Genomic DNA, 15353 nt, shown 5'->3' on the forward strand with positions numbered 1-15353 from the left:
TGAAAATATAGATTTAAGAGGAGGGCCGGGTCTTATGGATAAGATCAAAATATTAGTAGTAGATGATGAAAGCAGGATGCGGAAACTGGTGAAGGATTTCCTGGAAAGAGAAGGATATCAGGTGATCGAAGCCGGAGATGGTATGGAAGCAATGGAACAGTTTTACGATGAAAAAGATATTGCGCTGATCATCCTGGATGTGATGATGCCAAGAATGGACGGCTGGCAGGTATGCCGCGAAGTGCGCCAGTCATCCAAAGTTCCGATTATCATGCTGACTGCAAGATCAGAAGAGAGAGACGAATTACAGGGATTTGATCTTGGCGTTGACGAATATATCTCAAAACCATTCAGTCCGAAGATCCTGGTAGCCAGAGTGAATGCAATCTTAAGAAGAGCTAATGTAATAGGAGAGAGTGATGAGATCAATGCCGGCGGAATTGTGATTGACAAAGCAGCACATCAGGTGAAGATTGATGATAAGGAGATTGAATTAAGCTTTAAAGAATTTGAACTTCTGACATATTTTGTTGAGAATCAGGGCATTGCATTATCAAGAGAGAAAATATTGAATAACGTATGGGATTACGATTATTTTGGAGATGCAAGAACCATTGATACACATGTTAAGAAGTTGAGAAGCAAACTCGGAGAAAAAGGAAATTATATCAAGACAATCTGGGGGATGGGTTACAAATTTGAGGTTGATGAAGAATGAAAATCATAAGTGAAGAAAAAAAAGCAAAGATCAAAAACAGGCATCATTCGATCAAGACGCAGATGATCATGGCGTTTGTAGGACTGCTGATCTGCCTGGTAGCGACATTAATGTTCATCAATGGCAAATTTCTGGAACCATATTATATCAGTAAGAAGGAATCACGTTTTATAGAACTTTATGAAAAGCTGAATGATGTATCTAATGAAAACAAGTGGAACAGTACAAAGAAAAACGGTTCACTTATTCATTTCGCTGAAAAGAATAATATTTCCTATCTGGTCATAGGAAAAGATAATGATGTACATACAAATGTGCATGATAAGAATATGTTGAAGAATCAGATGATGGGATATTTCCTGAATCAGGCACAGAAAGAAAGCAGAATCCTGGATTCTACTGAAGTTTACCAGATCAATCAGTCATGGGATCCATGGAATCAGAACTATTATGTAGATATGTGGGGAAGCCTGGATGATGGCAGTCAGTTCCTGCTCAGAAGTCCGGTAGAAAGTATGCGGGAGAGCGCAGCAATATCGAATCGTTTCTTATTGTATATAGGGAGTATTCTGATCGTTATATCTATCTTCCTGATCTGGTATTTTGCAAAACGGATCACAGAACCGATCCGCGAACTGGCAAGATTATCAGACCGTATGGCAGATCTTGATTTTGATGCGAAATATACCAGTGGTGGAAGTAATGAGATTGGTGAACTTGGTGAGAACTTTAACCGGATGTCGGAAAAACTGGAAAGCACAATTTCGGAGCTCAAGAAGGCGAATAACAGCCTGCAGAAAGATATCGAACAGAAGGACAAGCTGGAGAAGATGAGAAATGAGTTTCTGGGAAATGTATCGCATGAATTAAAGACACCGATCGCACTGATCCAGGGATATGCCGAAGGATTAAAAGAGGGTGTGAATGAAGATGCGGAGAGCCGGGAATTCTACTGTGAGGTGATCATGGATGAAGCTTCCAAGATGAATCAGATGGTTAAGAATCTTCTGACATTAAACCAGTTGGAATTCGGCGATGAGGATATTGTGTTTGACAGATTTAATCTTACAGCACTTGTAAGAGGTGTGCTCCAGAGTATGGAAATCATGGCAGATCAGGCAGGGGCAAAAATTCTCCTGCATACAGAAGAAGATATCTATGCATGGGCAGATGAATTTAAAGTAGAGCAGGTCGTGAAAAATTATGTCAGCAATGCATGTCATCATGTCAGCGGGGATATGGTGATAGAGGTAAAAATGGTTCAAAAAGACGGTAAAGTGCGGGTATCCGTATTTAATACCGGAACTCCGATACCAGAAGCAGATATTGCACATATCTGGGATAAATTCTATAAAGTCGATAAAGCACATACACGCGAATATGGTGGCAATGGAATCGGTCTTTCTATTGTAAAAGCGATTATGAAATCGTTCCATCAGGAATATGGAGTAAAGAATTATGATAATGGAGTTGAATTCTGGTTTGAACTTGATGTACAATAAAGAATAATGGGCACGGAATGAATGGCCGGAGAGTTCCAGATCACATACGAAAGGCAGGACGACGAGATGATAGCGATTATCGATTACGATGCAGGAAATATAAAGAGTGTGGAAAAAGCCATGCAACTTCTGGGACAGGAAGTAACAATCACAAGAGACAGAGAGACGATCATGAATGCAGATAAGGTAATCCTTCCGGGAGTCGGAGCATTCGGAGATGCGATGGGAAAACTCAGACAGTATGGACTTGATGAAGTAATCAGAGACGTAACAGCCAAAGGAACGCCATTTCTTGGAATCTGCCTCGGACTGCAGTTATTATTTGAACGAAGTGATGAGACTCCGGGTGTGGAAGGCCTTGGGATCTTGAAGGGAGAGATATTAAGAATCCCGGATCAGGAAGGACTTAAGATCCCTCACATGGGATGGAACTCACTAAAATTCCAAAATAACGGAAGATTATTTAAAGATATTCCGGAAGATTCCTATGTATATTTTGTACATTCGTATTATCTGAAAGCAGAGAATGAAGATATTGTGACTGCAACAACAGAGTATAGTACACATATCCATGCTTCGGTAGAACAGGGAAATGTGTTTGCGTGCCAGTTCCATCCGGAAAAGAGCAGTGATATAGGAATTCAGATTTTAAAAAACTTTGTGGAATTATAGGGGGACAAGGCAATGCATACAAAAAGAATTATCCCATGTCTGGACGTAAATAACGGAAGAGTGGTAAAAGGAGTTAATTTTGTATCCTTAAGGGATGCGGGAGATCCTGTCGAGATTGCAAAGGCATATGATAAAGCAGGGGCGGATGAACTGGTATTTCTGGACATTACAGCATCTTCGGATGCGCGGGGTACAGTTGTCGATATGGTCCGCAAAGTAGCGGAAAATGTGTTTATTCCGTTTACGGTGGGTGGAGGAATCCGTACAGTGGATGATTTTAAAGCTCTCCTGAGAGAGGGTGCGGATAAGATTTCTATCAATTCATCCGCGATCAATACACCAAATTTAATTTCGGAAGCGGCGGAAAAGTTCGGAAGCCAGTGTGTGGTTGTGGCGATTGATGCAAAGAAACGAGAAGATGGAAGCGGATGGAATATCTATAAGAATGGCGGACGTATCGATGTGGGAATTGATGCTGTGGAATGGGCAGCAAAAGTGGAGAAACTTGGTGCGGGAGAGATTCTTCTGACCAGTATGGACTGCGACGGAACGAAAGCGGGATATGATCTGGAACTTACAAGAGCAATCGCAGAAGAAGTAAGTATTCCGGTGATCGCATCCGGTGGAGCCGGCAATCTGGAACATTTCTACGATGCACTGACAGAGGGAAAAGCAGATGCAGCGTTGGCGGCATCTTTATTCCATTACAAAGAACTGGAAATCAGAGAAGTAAAAGAATATTTAAGAGGAAAAGGTGTATCTGTCCGTCTGTAGTTTGCAGTCTGTATGACAGCGAGGATAAAAAAATAAAAAGGATAGTGTAAAAGACAATGGCAGCAATCAATAATGACTGGCTGGACGCTCTGAAAGAAGAGTTCAAAAAGCCATATTATAAGAAATTATTTGAGACAGTAAATGAGGAATACAGAACAAGACAGATCTTTCCGCCGGCAGACGATATCTTCAATGCATTTCATCTGACACCGCTTCATAATGTAAAGGCAGTAATTCTGGGACAGGATCCATATCATAATGTAGGACAGGCGCATGGACTCTGCTTTTCGGTAAAAAAAGGTGTGGATGTGCCGCCTTCGCTTGTGAATATTTATAAAGAACTGCATGATGATCTGGGATGTACGATCCCGAATCACGGCTGTCTGACAAAATGGGCAGAGCAGGGCGTGCTGATGTTGAATACGGTATTAACCGTAAGGGCACATCAGGCGAATTCCCATAAGGATATCGGATGGGAAGAATTTACCGATGCGGCGATCATGGCACTTAACAGTCAGGACCGTCCAATCGTGTTCATCTTATGGGGAGCGCCGGCGCAGAGGAAGGCGAGGATGCTGAATAATCCGAAGCATCTGATCCTGAAAGCACCGCATCCGAGTCCGCTGTCTGCATACCGCGGATTTTTTGGAAGTAAGCCATTCAGTCAGACGAACGATTATCTGAGAGCGCACGGAATAGAACCGATTGACTGGCAGATTGAGTAAATGAGGAGTATATAGAAAAAGTATGAAAAGAGGAAAAGCACTACTTGCAATATTCAGTGCAGGTCTGTTACTGACTGCCTGTGGAAATCCTTCGAAAAAGGGAGTTGAGTATCTTGAAAAAGGAGAATACGATCAGGCGGTTGAACAGTTTGAACAGGCAATAGAAAAGAATAAGAATACCGGAGATGCCTGGAGAGGAATCGGCATTGTGAAATGGGAACAGAAAGATTATAAAGGGGCAAGAAATGCATTCAGGAAGGCTCTGGATAATAATGCTGAGAAGACAGGAACCATTTATAATCTCATTGGAAACTGTGATCTGAAATTGGGAAAAGCAAAAGAAGCGTTGAACTATTATAATCTCGGACTGGAACAGGATGACGTCAGCAAGAAGATGAAGAAAGAAATGAAATATAACATCATCGTTGCTTATGAGAAGATGGAAGACTGGGAGAGTGCGGAAGTAAAACTGGAAGAATATCTGGATAGTTACCCAAATGACAAGGCAGCTAAAAAAGAAGCAGAATTCCTGGAGACGCGTTAATAGAATATGATAGAAATAAAAGATGAAACAGAAAAAGTGATTCTGGTCGGAGTTGCACTCTCGGATCAGGATGATACAAAAGAATCACTGGAAGAATTAAAAGATCTGGTATCGACAGCCGGGGCGGAGACGGCAGGAATGCTGATCCAGAACCGGGAGCAGCAGCATCCGGCAACTTATGTCGGGAAGGGAAAGATAGAAGAATTAAAAAATATGATCTGGGAATTGCGTGCGACTGGGATTGTGTGTGATGATGAATTGTCTCCGGCGCAGATGAAGAACCTGCAGGATGAGCTGGATGTGAAAGTCATGGACAGAACCCTGATCATTCTGGATATCTTTGCGGCAAGAGCATCGACCAGTGAAGGTAAGATACAGGTAGAACTGGCGCAGCTTAAGTATCAGCAGACCAGACTGACCGGCTGGGGAAGAGCGATGTCCAGACTGGGAGGCGGAATTGGAACCAGAGGACCGGGAGAGAAGAAGCTGGAGATGGATCGCCGCCTGATCAAAAGCCGGATCGCACAACTGAACCGTGAATTAAAGGATGTCAAAAAACACCGGGAAGTGACCAGAGAGCAGAGAAGCAGAAGCCATATTCCGGTAGCAGCAATCGTAGGATACACGAATGCGGGGAAATCTACATTGTTAAATGCTCTGACCGGTGCAGGAATTCTTGCAGAAGATAAATTATTTGCAACTCTGGATCCCACTACCAGGGATCTGAAACTGCCAAGCGGTCAGGAAATTCTCATGACGGATACGGTAGGATTTATCAGAAAGCTTCCACATCATCTGATCGAAGCTTTTCGGAGTACGCTGGAAGAAGCAAAATATGCGGACATCATCCTGCATGTAGTGGATGCTTCGAATCCACAGATGGATGAACAGATGTATACCGTATATGAGACACTGCAGAATCTCGGAGTGAAAGATAAGCCGGTGATCACGGTATTTAATAAGATTGATCAAATGGAAGATACCTGGGTTCCGAGAGACCTGCGTGCAGATTATCATGTAAAAATCTCGGCAAAGACGGGAGAAGGAATTACAGGATTCCTTCAGTCCATAGAAGCTGTATTGAGGGAGCGGAAAGTGGAGATTGAGGCATTGTATCCATATAAAGAAGCCGGAAAGATCCAAAAGATCCGGAAGTACGGAGAACTTCAGGAGGAAGAGTACCGGGAAGATGGTATCTTCGTGAGGGCATTCGTTCCGTCAGAACTTTATGGGCAGGTACGTCCGGAAGGCGTTACACCGAACAATTGCTTATAAGCTCTGGAAAACGTAGAATAATCTTTAAATCCACAATCGTAACAAACCTGTGTGCCAGGCACACCGGAAGATAATAGTTCTTTTGCAAGCAGGAGCCGTTTCTGGGAGATATATTGTCCTAGTGTATAACCGGTTTCCTGCTTAAATAATCTCATCATATAATATTTGCTGATATAAAAATGTCTGGCGATCAGGTCGATCGATAAGTTCTCACAGAGATGTTCGCTGACGTAATCAAGGATAGCGAGCACCTTTTCGTTACAATTATCAGTGTCAATGTATTCCAGCCGGTTTTTTCTTACCGCACGGTTCAGATGGATCATGAATTCCAGGAACATTACCTGCCGGTAGAGTTCGGAAGCATAGCCGCCGTCAGTGAAAGAGTGTTCCAGATTAGAGATAGAACGGAACAGGGAACTCTTTTCCGGCGAGGGGATGCGCAGAACATTGGAGTGCTCCTGATCAGCTTTTTGGAAACAATAACTCAGATCGTAGCTTTCGGTCTGATATGCGTTCATAAAATTCGGAGAGATGTAGACAATAATTCTCTCATAAGGGCAGGAATTGTCTACTGTCAGCTTATGAATATCTCCCTGTTTTACCAGAACGATATCATAAGGCTTTAAGTCGTAAGAGCGTCCTTCGATCATATAATTGACCTTTCCCCGAATAAAGATTGTAATCTTATCAAAATCGTGATAATGGTAATCTATTTCTTTGGTATCCTGATCAGTCAGGTGAAAAAGTCTGAATTCACTGTTCAGATATCCTTTTTTCTCGTATTGTTCCATATATATCCTCCATATATTATTAAAAATACAATATCAAAATCAGAGTGATTCGAGACAGATAAAAAGCTGCAAATAGTATCTGTAATCAGTTTATAGGAAAATGGCATTATTTGCAAGAAACATGGCATTATTTGTGTAGATTATGGAAATAATGCCTGTTATGATATGGATAAAGAGAAAGATGCAGCTAACAGATGCAGTAAGCGGCGAATACTCTGTGTGAACTATATACAGTCAAAAGAAATAAAAACACAACAGAAGAAATTTTTAAATGTAATTAAAGACGGGGATTAAAAATCAGGAGGAAGAAAGATGAAAGTAGTATTGGAACGTTATCATGGATTGGGGAATGATTATCTTGTATTTGATCCGAATCATAATGAATTAGAACTGGATCAGGCAAATGTAAAAATGATCTGTGATCGTAATGAGGGGCTTGGCGCTGACGGAGTTCTGGAAGGACCGATCCTGAAAGAAGACGGTATGCATGTAAAAGTATGGAATCCGGACGGAAGTGAATCAGAGACCAGTGGAAACGGTGTCCGTATTTTTGCAAAATATCTGAAAGATGCCGGTTACGTACAGAAAAAGAATTTCAAATTATATACAGGAAACGGTCCGGTGGAAGTGACATTCTTAAATGAAGATGGAAGCCGGCTGCGTGTATCTATGGGAAAATTATCATTTTGGAGTGATGAGATCCCGGTCATCGGCGAGAGGCGTGAAGTGATCAACGAGGACATGGTATTCGGAAGGACGTTGTATCCGGTTACCTGTGTATCCATCGGTAATCCACACTGCGTGATCCCTATGCGTGAGATTTCCAAACCGTTGGTATGCAAGATCGGTGATTATTCCGAGATCGCAAGATATTTCCCGAACAGAATCAATACACAGATCATGCAGGTGATGGATAAAGAGAATATTGCGATCGAGATCTTTGAGCGTGGTGCAGGATACACCAGAGCATCCGGAACCGGAGCATGTGCGGCAGCAGGTGTAGCGTACAAACTGGGACTTACGAACAGTAAAGTGATCGTTCATATGCCGGGAGGAGAACTTCAGGTAGAAGTAGAAGATGACTGGAATGTATACATGACAGGAGATGTATTCTACGTTGCGAAAATGACACTTAGTAATGAATTTGCAGAGAGACTGCGTGCATTATAAGATATCGGGGAAATCTTGCAAAAGCTGTCGTGAATGACAGTATAAAAGCAGGTTTTACGGCTATACACAAACATATATTCGTGTTATACTAGGGCATAAGGAGGAAACCTTATGCCTTTAAAATTTGTATTCGGGCCATCCGGCTCAGGAAAATCAACTTATTTATATCAGCATGTCATAGAAGAATCAGAAAAATACCCACTGAAGAATTTCATAGTGCTCGTACCGGAACAGTTCACAATGCAGACGCAGAAGGATCTGGTCAGTATGCATCCGAGACACGGTATCATGAATATCGATGTACTGAGTTTTGCAAGACTTGCTTACCGGGTATTTGAAGAGACCGGTACAAAGCAGATGCAGGTTCTGGATGATGAGGGAAAAAACCTGATCCTCAGAAAGATTGCAGGGGATTATGAGAACAAACTGACGGTATTGAAAGGGAATATTAAGAAACTTGGCTATATCAGTGAGGTAAAATCCGTGATATCCGAATTTACACAGTATGATATCGGGGAAGAAGAGATGGATGAGATGCTGGATCATCTGGATGAAGACTCCAGATTGTATTACAAGTTAAAAGATATCAGGCTTTTGTATGAAGGTTTTCAGGATTACTTAAGAGAGCGGTATATCACGAAGGAAGAATTGCTGGATGTATTGAACAGTCAGGTAAAAGAATCAGAACTTTTGAAAAACAGTGTTGTAGTTCTTGATGGATTTACCGGATTTACACCGGTGCAGAACCGGCTGATACTGGAACTTATGCGGTGCTGTAAGGAAGTCTGGGTGACAGTTACGATGGATGAACGGGAGAATCCGTATGCTTATAAACATCCATATCAGCTGTTTGGACTGAGTAAGAAGATGGTAACGACACTGGTCAGAATGGCGGGGGAAGATCATATAGAGGTAGAAGAACCAGTCTGCCTGTATGGATATCCGGTGAAACGATTTGAAAAGAACAAGGAACTTGCATTTTTGGAGAGAAATATCTTCCGGTACGGGTCTGGAAGGTATGATAAAGCTGTGGAGAATCTGGAAATCCATGCAGCAGGGAACCCAAGACAGGAAGCAGATGCAGTGGCAGAGGGAATCCGCAGACTGGTACGTAAAGAGCAGTACAGATACAGAGATATCGGTGTGATCGTCAGTGATATGAATGTATATGGAGACTATCTAGAACAGGCATTTGAGAATTACGGGATTCCGGTGTTTATGGATCATAAGAGAAGCATCCTGTTGAATTCATTTGTAGAATATATAAGGAGTCTTCTGAATATGGCGGAAAAGAATTTCTCTTATGAAAGTGTATTCCGCTTCTTAAGAACGAATCTTGCAGGATTCGCCTGCGAGGAAGTAGATGAACTGGAAAACTATGTGCTCGGACTGGGAATCAGGGGATATAAAGGCTGGCAGAACCGTTGGATCCGCAGATTGAAGGGGATGGAAGAAGAGGAACTGGACCGGCTGAATCATTACCGTGTACAACTGGTAGAAAAAGTGGATAACCTGATGTTTGTATTAAAACAAAAGAGGAAAACGGTGCGAGATATCACGATGGCAGTATATGAGTTCATGGTGAAGGAAAATATCCAGGAACGCCTGCAAAGAACAGAAGAAGAATTTCAGAAAGCAGGTGAGCTGGCACTGGCGAAGGAATATTCACAGGTCTACCGGATCATCATAGAATTATTTGATAAATTTGTAGAACTTCTGGGTGAGGAACCGGTGGGACTGAACGAATATTGTAAGCTTCTGGATGCAGGACTGGAAGAGGCAAGAGTCGGTGTGATTCCTCCAAGTGTGGATCAGGTAGTGGCAGGAGATATGCAGAGAACAAGATTAAAAGACATCAGGGCACTCTTTTTTCTTGGAGCCAATGACAGTTTCCTTCCCGGAGCACTTATGAGAACCGGTCTGTTAACGGAACAGGACAGAGAGAAGTTCCGGCAGGCGGATTATGCGCTGGCGGCAGGCGGAAAGGAAAAAGCATATGTCCAAAAGTTTTACCTGTATATGAACCTGACTAAGCCGTCGGAGAAACTGAAGATTTATTATAGTAAAGTGTCTGCAGGAGGGAAAGCACAGCGTCCGTCTTATCTGATACAGGAATTATCAAGATTATATCCGGAGTTAAAGGTTCAGGATGAAGAAGCAAGAAAACTAAAGGAAAAAGAACTGACGGAGAAAAGTGGAGTTGCTTATCTGATCCGTGGACTGCAGGAGAAGAATCTGGACCTCACCTGGCAGGAATTATATACCTGGTATCAGAAATCTCCGGAATGGAAAGCTGTGGTGGACCGGATTTTGCGCGCATGGTACTACAGACGTCCGGAAGATCCATTATCGGAACGTGTAGCAAGAGAACTTTATGGAGAGAATTTCGAAGGAAGCATCACGAGAATGGAACGGTATGCGACCTGTGCGTGTGCACATTTCCTTGCTTACGGGCTCCGCCTGAAGGAACGGCCGCTGTATGAATTTAAAGCAGTCGATCTGGGAAATGTCTGTCACAGGGCTCTGGAACTGTTTTCGAAAAAGGCGTCGGAGGCGGGCGGATGGACAGTATTGCCGGAAGAAGAAAGAAAAAAGCTGATCGATGCAAGTGTAGAAGAAGCGATTACAGATTATGGCAATTCTGTATTATACAGTACGGCAAGAAATGAACAGATGATCGTGCGTATGAAGCAGATGCTGGAGAGAACAGTATGGGCACTTACGAACCAGCTGAAAGCCGGGGACTTTGTACCGGAGGCATATGAACTGCGTTTCTTCGGAGGAAAGATTGACCGCATTGATATATGTGAGACGGAAGAGCAGATATATGTCAAAGTTATGGATTACAAGACCGGAAGTAAGGCATTTGACGTGGTTGCATTGTATCATGGCTTACAATTACAGCTTATGATCTATATGGATGCAGCAGTCGAATTTCAGAAAAAGCGCCATCCGGATAAGGAGGTAATCCCGGCTGGTGTGTTCTATTACCGCATTCAGGATCCTCTGGTAGATAAGACAGAAGACAAAGAAAAAGCAGAGCGTGCGGTTCTAAAGCAGTTGAAGCCGGATGGTATCATTCCGCTTGGGACAGAGATATTAAAACATCTGGATCATAATACTTCGGGCGAATCTCTGGCAGTTCCGGTAAAATATAATAAGAACGGCAGCGTATCGGGGTATTCCAAAGTGGTTGCGGGAGAGGATTTTTCTGCAATGATGACTCATGCCAAAAAGCAGATGGAAGATGCAAGAACGAAGATATTGAATGGTGAAGCAGGAGCCCTTCCTTATAAGCGTGGGCAGGAAAGTGGATGCGATTACTGTCCATACAGGCATGTCTGTGGATTCGATGTTAAAATTCCGGGATATGAATACCGTGATATCGGAACAATGGGAAAAGAAGAGGCCATGGCGGCAATGCGGATAGAACAGCGTGAATCTGAAAATGACAGGAAAGGAGGAAACCAGGAATGGGTGTGAAATGGACAGAAGAACAGCAGAAGGTCATACAACTGAGAAATCGTAATATTCTGGTGTCGGCAGCAGCAGGTTCCGGAAAGACAGCTGTTCTGGTAGAACGTATCATCACGATGCTGACAGAAGATGACCCTCCGGTGGATGTAGATAAACTTCTGATCGTGACATTTACCGAGGCGGCGGCCTCAGAGATGAAAGAAAGAATACGTCTGGCGATTGAGAAGAAACTACTGGAATACCCGGAAGATGAGCATCTGAAACAACAGGCAACACTGATCCATAATGCACAGATCACAACCATTCACAGCTTCTGCCTTTCAGTGATCCGTGATCATTTTCATGCGATTGATATCGATCCGGGATTCCGGATCGGTGAAGAAGGGGAACTGAAACTGCTAAGACATGATGTACTGGAAGAAATGCTGGAGGAAAAATATCAGGAAGGAAGTAAGAGCTTCCTTGATTTTGCAGCAGCTTACAGTACCGGGAGAGATGATAAAAAGATTGAAGATCTGATCTTGAAGATCTATGAGTTTTCCAGAAGCTATCCGGACAGTGAAGCGTGGTTGGAGTCTTGTGTGGAAGCGTACAGGATACCGGATGTCGAGACACTGGAAAAAAGCAGCTTCATGCAAAAAGTAATGGCAGATATAAGGAAGAATCTGGAGGATGCCAGAGAATTGCTGGCTCAGGCAGAGATGATTGCGTTAAGTCCGGATGGTCCGGCGGTGTATGAAGCAACGTTGGATAAGGATATGCAGGTGATTGAAGAATTGTCAGCTATCCGGTCTTATGAGAAGATGGCGGAAGCATTTACGAATGTAAAATGGGCGAGGATTGCGGCAAACAAAGATCAGACAGTATTAGAAGAAAAGATCGAACAAGTCAAGAAGATCCGGGAACTTGTAAAGGGGATTGTAAAGAATATCAGCGGGCAGTATTTTTATGAAAGTCCGCAGGAACTGGTGGAGGATTTGAAAATGTGTGCTCCGGCGATGGAAGAGCTGGGGAATCTTGTGCGGTTGTTTGGAGAAAAGTTTGAAGAGCAGAAGCGGGCACAGAACATCATTGATTTTTCGGATATGGAACAATATGCACTGCGTATCCTGACAGAAAAATCAGAAGATGGGTTTGTACCATCAAAAATAGCGCAAGAATATCAGAACCAGTTTCATGAAGTTATGATCGATGAGTATCAGGACAGCAATCTGATTCAGGAAGCAATCCTTAACAGTGTATCAACCTGCAGAAGCGGCAGGTATAATATCTTTATGGTAGGAGATGTAAAGCAGAGTATTTACAGATTCCGTCTGTCGAGACCGGAATTATTTCTGGAAAAGTTTTATACATATAATATAGAAGAAAGTCAGACTCAGAGAATTGATCTGCACAGAAACTTCCGAAGCCGGAAGGAAGTGCTGGAGAGTGCCAACGCGATATTCCGGCAGATCATGACGGAGAAACTGGGCGGGATCGTCTATGATGAGCAGGCGGCATTGTATCCGGGGGCAGAATATCCGGAGACAGAGAATCTTAAGACAGAGATTCTGTTAATGGACAGTGACCTGGATGAATATCAGAAAACGGATGGGGATACATCAAAAGGAATTGTCTCAGAAAGGGAACTGGAGGCCCGTATGATTGCCATGCGTATCCGCGAACTATTGCGTTCGCAGAAAGTCGTGGATAAGGAGACCGGCAAACTCAGAAATGTGCGTTATTCGGATATTGTGATCCTGACAAGAAGTGTCAAAGGATTTGCCGATGTATTTACAGAAGTGTTGAACCGTGAAGGTATCCCTGCTTATGCGGGAACCAGTGAAGGGTATTTTCAGACACAGGAGGTAGGTGTACTTCTGGATTATCTGAGGGTTCTGGATAATCGGAGACAGGATATTCCGCTGGCAGCAGTGCTGCGTTCTGCATTTGCAGAAATGTCGGATGAAGAGATGGCAGAGATACGGTGTATGTATCCGGATAAGCCGTTCTTTGAGAGTGTGGCAGAGTACAGAGTACATGGGCGTGAACAAAAGATCTGGGAAAAGCTGGAAAAGTGCCTGGGACAGATGGACGAATTACGCCTGATCGTACCATATACACCGATGCATGAACTTTTATGGAAGATACTGGACAGAACGGGATATGGGGATTATGTGGCAGCAATGCCTGGTGGAGCACAGCGCAGAGCGAATCTGGATATGCTGATTGAAAAAGCCAGAGCATATGAAGCAACCAGTTATAAAGGATTGTTTCATTTTGTGAGATACATCGAACAACTACAAAAGTATGACGTGGATTATGGTGAGGCGAGCATAGAAGATGAATATGCGGATACAGTGAGGGTAATGACGATTCACAAAAGCAAAGGATTGGAATTTCCTGTCGTGATCACAGCCGGAATGGGAAAGCGTTTCAATATGCAGGATGCAAGAAGTGCGGTGGCACTCCATGCCGGTATGGGAGTCGGGCTGGATGCAGTGGATCTGGAATATCGTACGAAGATTCCAAGTATCATCAAAAAAGTGATACAAAAGGAGGAAGCATTAGAGAGTCTCGGGGAAGAATTGCGTGTATTATATGTAGCCCTGACGCGTGCGAAAGAGAAACTGATCATTACAGGAACGCTTTCAAAACCAGAGGATAAGATTGCCGGGTATCAGATGTTTGGGAAAGATACAGAAGGGACATTATCATTTTCTCAGCTTAGTCATGCCTCCACATACTGGGACTGGATATTGCCAGCAGTGTTAAAGTGCAGGGAGGATCTGTTCAGAATACAGATCCTGCATATAGAGGATGTGGTAAAAGAAAGCATAGAGGAAGAAGAAAAGAGTGGTCTTTCAAGAACTGTTCTTGAAAACTGGAACGTAGAAGAAATCTATGAGCCTGGCTTGCATGAGATGATGCAGGAACAGTTTGCATTTTCCTATCCCTATGAAAAGAGCAGTGAAAGGAAGCTGAAATTCACTGTCACGGAACTGAAAAAAAGAGCCTATGAGATTGCATCAGACGAAAGGGAGGAAGAGCAGGGAGAATGTTTCTATGAAGAACCGGAAGTGGTGCCGCTTTTGCCCCGGTTTATGCAGCAGGAAGAAGGTCTGACAGGGGCACCGAGAGGTACGGCATACCACCGGGTGATGGAGCTGTTAGATTTTGCAGGCATGCAGAAATACGGGAATATGCAGTGGTTCGGCGGTTGGCTGGAAGAACAGGTGCGGCATGGAAGGCTGGAAGAAGAAGCAGCAGGATGTATCCGGCAGGCAGATATCTTGGAATTTCTGCAATGTAATTCGGGAAAGCGGATGCAGGAAGCAGCCCGAAAGCAGAAACTTTACAGAGAACAGCCATTTGTACTCGGTGTGGATGCAAAAGAGCTGTATCCGGAGGAAGAAGACGGGGAACTGATCCTGATACAGGGAATCATAGATGCTTATTTTGAAGAACCGGATGGATTGGTTGTGCTGGATTATAAGACGGATAAGGTGAATAACGGAAAAGAACTGGCAGAGAAATATCAGGAGCAGTTACGTTATTATGCGAAGGCACTGGAACAGATGTCTGGGAAAAAAGTAAAAGAAAAGATCATCTATTCATTTACTTTAAAAAAAGAGATTTATATAGAATAGTATATTGGGGAATATATCAGAAACAGGGAAGTACATCCGAAGTCACGGGTGTACTTTTTTTGCGATATCTTACAAT

General features: G+C 43.2%; 11 protein-coding genes. 10 read left to right on the top strand and 1 reads right to left on the bottom strand.

The window, feature by feature from the left end; translation table 11 throughout:
* The first annotated feature begins 34 nt into the window (after positions 1–34).
* The 7 genes from GT508_RS07870 to hflX all read left to right on the top strand — a co-directional run bounded on the left by GT508_RS07870 (position 35) and on the right by hflX (position 6210).
* The gene (locus GT508_RS07870) at positions 35–718 is read left to right on the top strand and encodes a response regulator transcription factor (protein ID WP_161143966.1); all 684 of its coding nucleotides are present in this window, start codon (positions 35–37) and stop codon (positions 716–718) included.
* On the top strand, positions 715–2220 hold the full coding sequence (locus tag GT508_RS07875) for a sensor histidine kinase (RefSeq protein ID WP_161143967.1): 1506 nt from the start codon (positions 715–717) through the stop codon (positions 2218–2220). Before GT508_RS07870 ends, GT508_RS07875 begins: the two co-directional genes overlap by 4 nt.
* 66 nt (positions 2221–2286) lie before the next feature.
* Positions 2287–2892: an imidazole glycerol phosphate synthase subunit HisH gene (gene hisH / locus GT508_RS07880; RefSeq protein WP_118378439.1), complete on the top strand. Its 606-nt coding sequence runs from the start codon at positions 2287–2289 to the stop codon at positions 2890–2892.
* 12 nt (positions 2893–2904) lie between these two features.
* On the top strand, positions 2905–3666 hold the full coding sequence (hisF, locus tag GT508_RS07885) for an imidazole glycerol phosphate synthase subunit HisF (RefSeq protein WP_118224526.1): 762 nt from the start codon (positions 2905–2907) through the stop codon (positions 3664–3666).
* A 56-nt stretch (positions 3667–3722) separates the two neighbouring features.
* Positions 3723–4391, top strand: coding sequence for a uracil-DNA glycosylase (locus GT508_RS07890; RefSeq protein ID WP_028086893.1), 669 nt, complete (start codon positions 3723–3725; stop codon positions 4389–4391).
* Positions 4392–4413: 22 nt separating this feature from the next.
* Entirely contained in the window at positions 4414–4935 is a 522-nt protein-coding gene (locus tag GT508_RS07895) for a tetratricopeptide repeat protein (protein ID WP_118309541.1), read from the top strand.
* A gap of 6 nt (positions 4936–4941) precedes the next feature.
* The gene (gene hflX / locus GT508_RS07900; protein ID WP_161143968.1) at positions 4942–6210 is read left to right on the top strand and encodes a GTPase HflX; all 1269 of its coding nucleotides are present in this window, start codon (positions 4942–4944) and stop codon (positions 6208–6210) included.
* Here hflX and GT508_RS07905 read toward each other — a convergent pair.
* Positions 6162–7001, bottom strand: a complete 840-nt coding sequence (locus GT508_RS07905) for an AraC family transcriptional regulator (protein ID WP_161143969.1) — start codon at positions 6999–7001, stop codon at positions 6162–6164. The genes hflX and GT508_RS07905 overlap by 49 nt on opposite strands.
* 312 nt (positions 7002–7313) lie before the next feature.
* On the opposite strand from GT508_RS07905, the gene dapF reads away from it, so the two are divergent.
* From dapF to addA, 3 genes are all read left to right on the top strand, one after another.
* Positions 7314–8171 carry a diaminopimelate epimerase gene (gene dapF / locus GT508_RS07910; protein WP_028086897.1) on the top strand — a complete coding sequence of 286 codons (858 nt, stop codon included), beginning with the start codon at positions 7314–7316 and terminating at the stop codon, positions 8169–8171.
* A gap of 111 nt (positions 8172–8282) precedes the next feature.
* The gene (locus GT508_RS07915) at positions 8283–11654 is read left to right on the top strand and encodes a PD-(D/E)XK nuclease family protein (RefSeq protein WP_161143970.1); all 3372 of its coding nucleotides are present in this window, start codon (positions 8283–8285) and stop codon (positions 11652–11654) included.
* Positions 11645–15277, top strand: a complete 3633-nt coding sequence (gene addA / locus GT508_RS07920) for a helicase-exonuclease AddAB subunit AddA (RefSeq protein WP_161143971.1) — start codon at positions 11645–11647, stop codon at positions 15275–15277. The genes GT508_RS07915 and addA overlap by 10 nt, the downstream gene beginning before the upstream one ends.
* Positions 15278–15353 lie beyond the last annotated feature (76 nt).

The organism is Dorea sp. BIOML-A1 (assembly GCF_009875615.1).
GTDB lineage: Bacteria > Bacillota > Clostridia > Lachnospirales > Lachnospiraceae > Dorea_A > Dorea_A amylophila.

What these genes read in the sequence shown, in the direction of transcription:
- GT508_RS07870 (WP_161143966.1), top strand. Translation starts at nt 35, where the DNA reads ATGGATAAGATCAAAATATTAGTAGTAGATGATGAAAGCAGGATGCGG.
- GT508_RS07875 (WP_161143967.1), top strand. Translation starts at nt 715, where the DNA reads ATGAAAATCATAAGTGAAGAAAAAAAAGCAAAGATCAAAAACAGGCAT.
- hisH (WP_118378439.1), top strand. Translation starts at nt 2,287, where the DNA reads ATGATAGCGATTATCGATTACGATGCAGGAAATATAAAGAGTGTGGAA.
- hisF (WP_118224526.1), top strand. Translation starts at nt 2,905, where the DNA reads ATGCATACAAAAAGAATTATCCCATGTCTGGACGTAAATAACGGAAGA.
- GT508_RS07890 (WP_028086893.1), top strand. Translation starts at nt 3,723, where the DNA reads ATGGCAGCAATCAATAATGACTGGCTGGACGCTCTGAAAGAAGAGTTC.
- GT508_RS07895 (WP_118309541.1), top strand. Translation starts at nt 4,414, where the DNA reads ATGAAAAGAGGAAAAGCACTACTTGCAATATTCAGTGCAGGTCTGTTA.
- hflX (WP_161143968.1), top strand. Translation starts at nt 4,942, where the DNA reads ATGATAGAAATAAAAGATGAAACAGAAAAAGTGATTCTGGTCGGAGTT.
- GT508_RS07905 (WP_161143969.1), bottom strand. Translation starts at nt 7,001, where the DNA reads ATGGAACAATACGAGAAAAAAGGATATCTGAACAGTGAATTCAGACTT.
- dapF (WP_028086897.1), top strand. Translation starts at nt 7,314, where the DNA reads ATGAAAGTAGTATTGGAACGTTATCATGGATTGGGGAATGATTATCTT.
- GT508_RS07915 (WP_161143970.1), top strand. Translation starts at nt 8,283, where the DNA reads ATGCCTTTAAAATTTGTATTCGGGCCATCCGGCTCAGGAAAATCAACT.
- addA (WP_161143971.1), top strand. Translation starts at nt 11,645, where the DNA reads ATGGGTGTGAAATGGACAGAAGAACAGCAGAAGGTCATACAACTGAGA.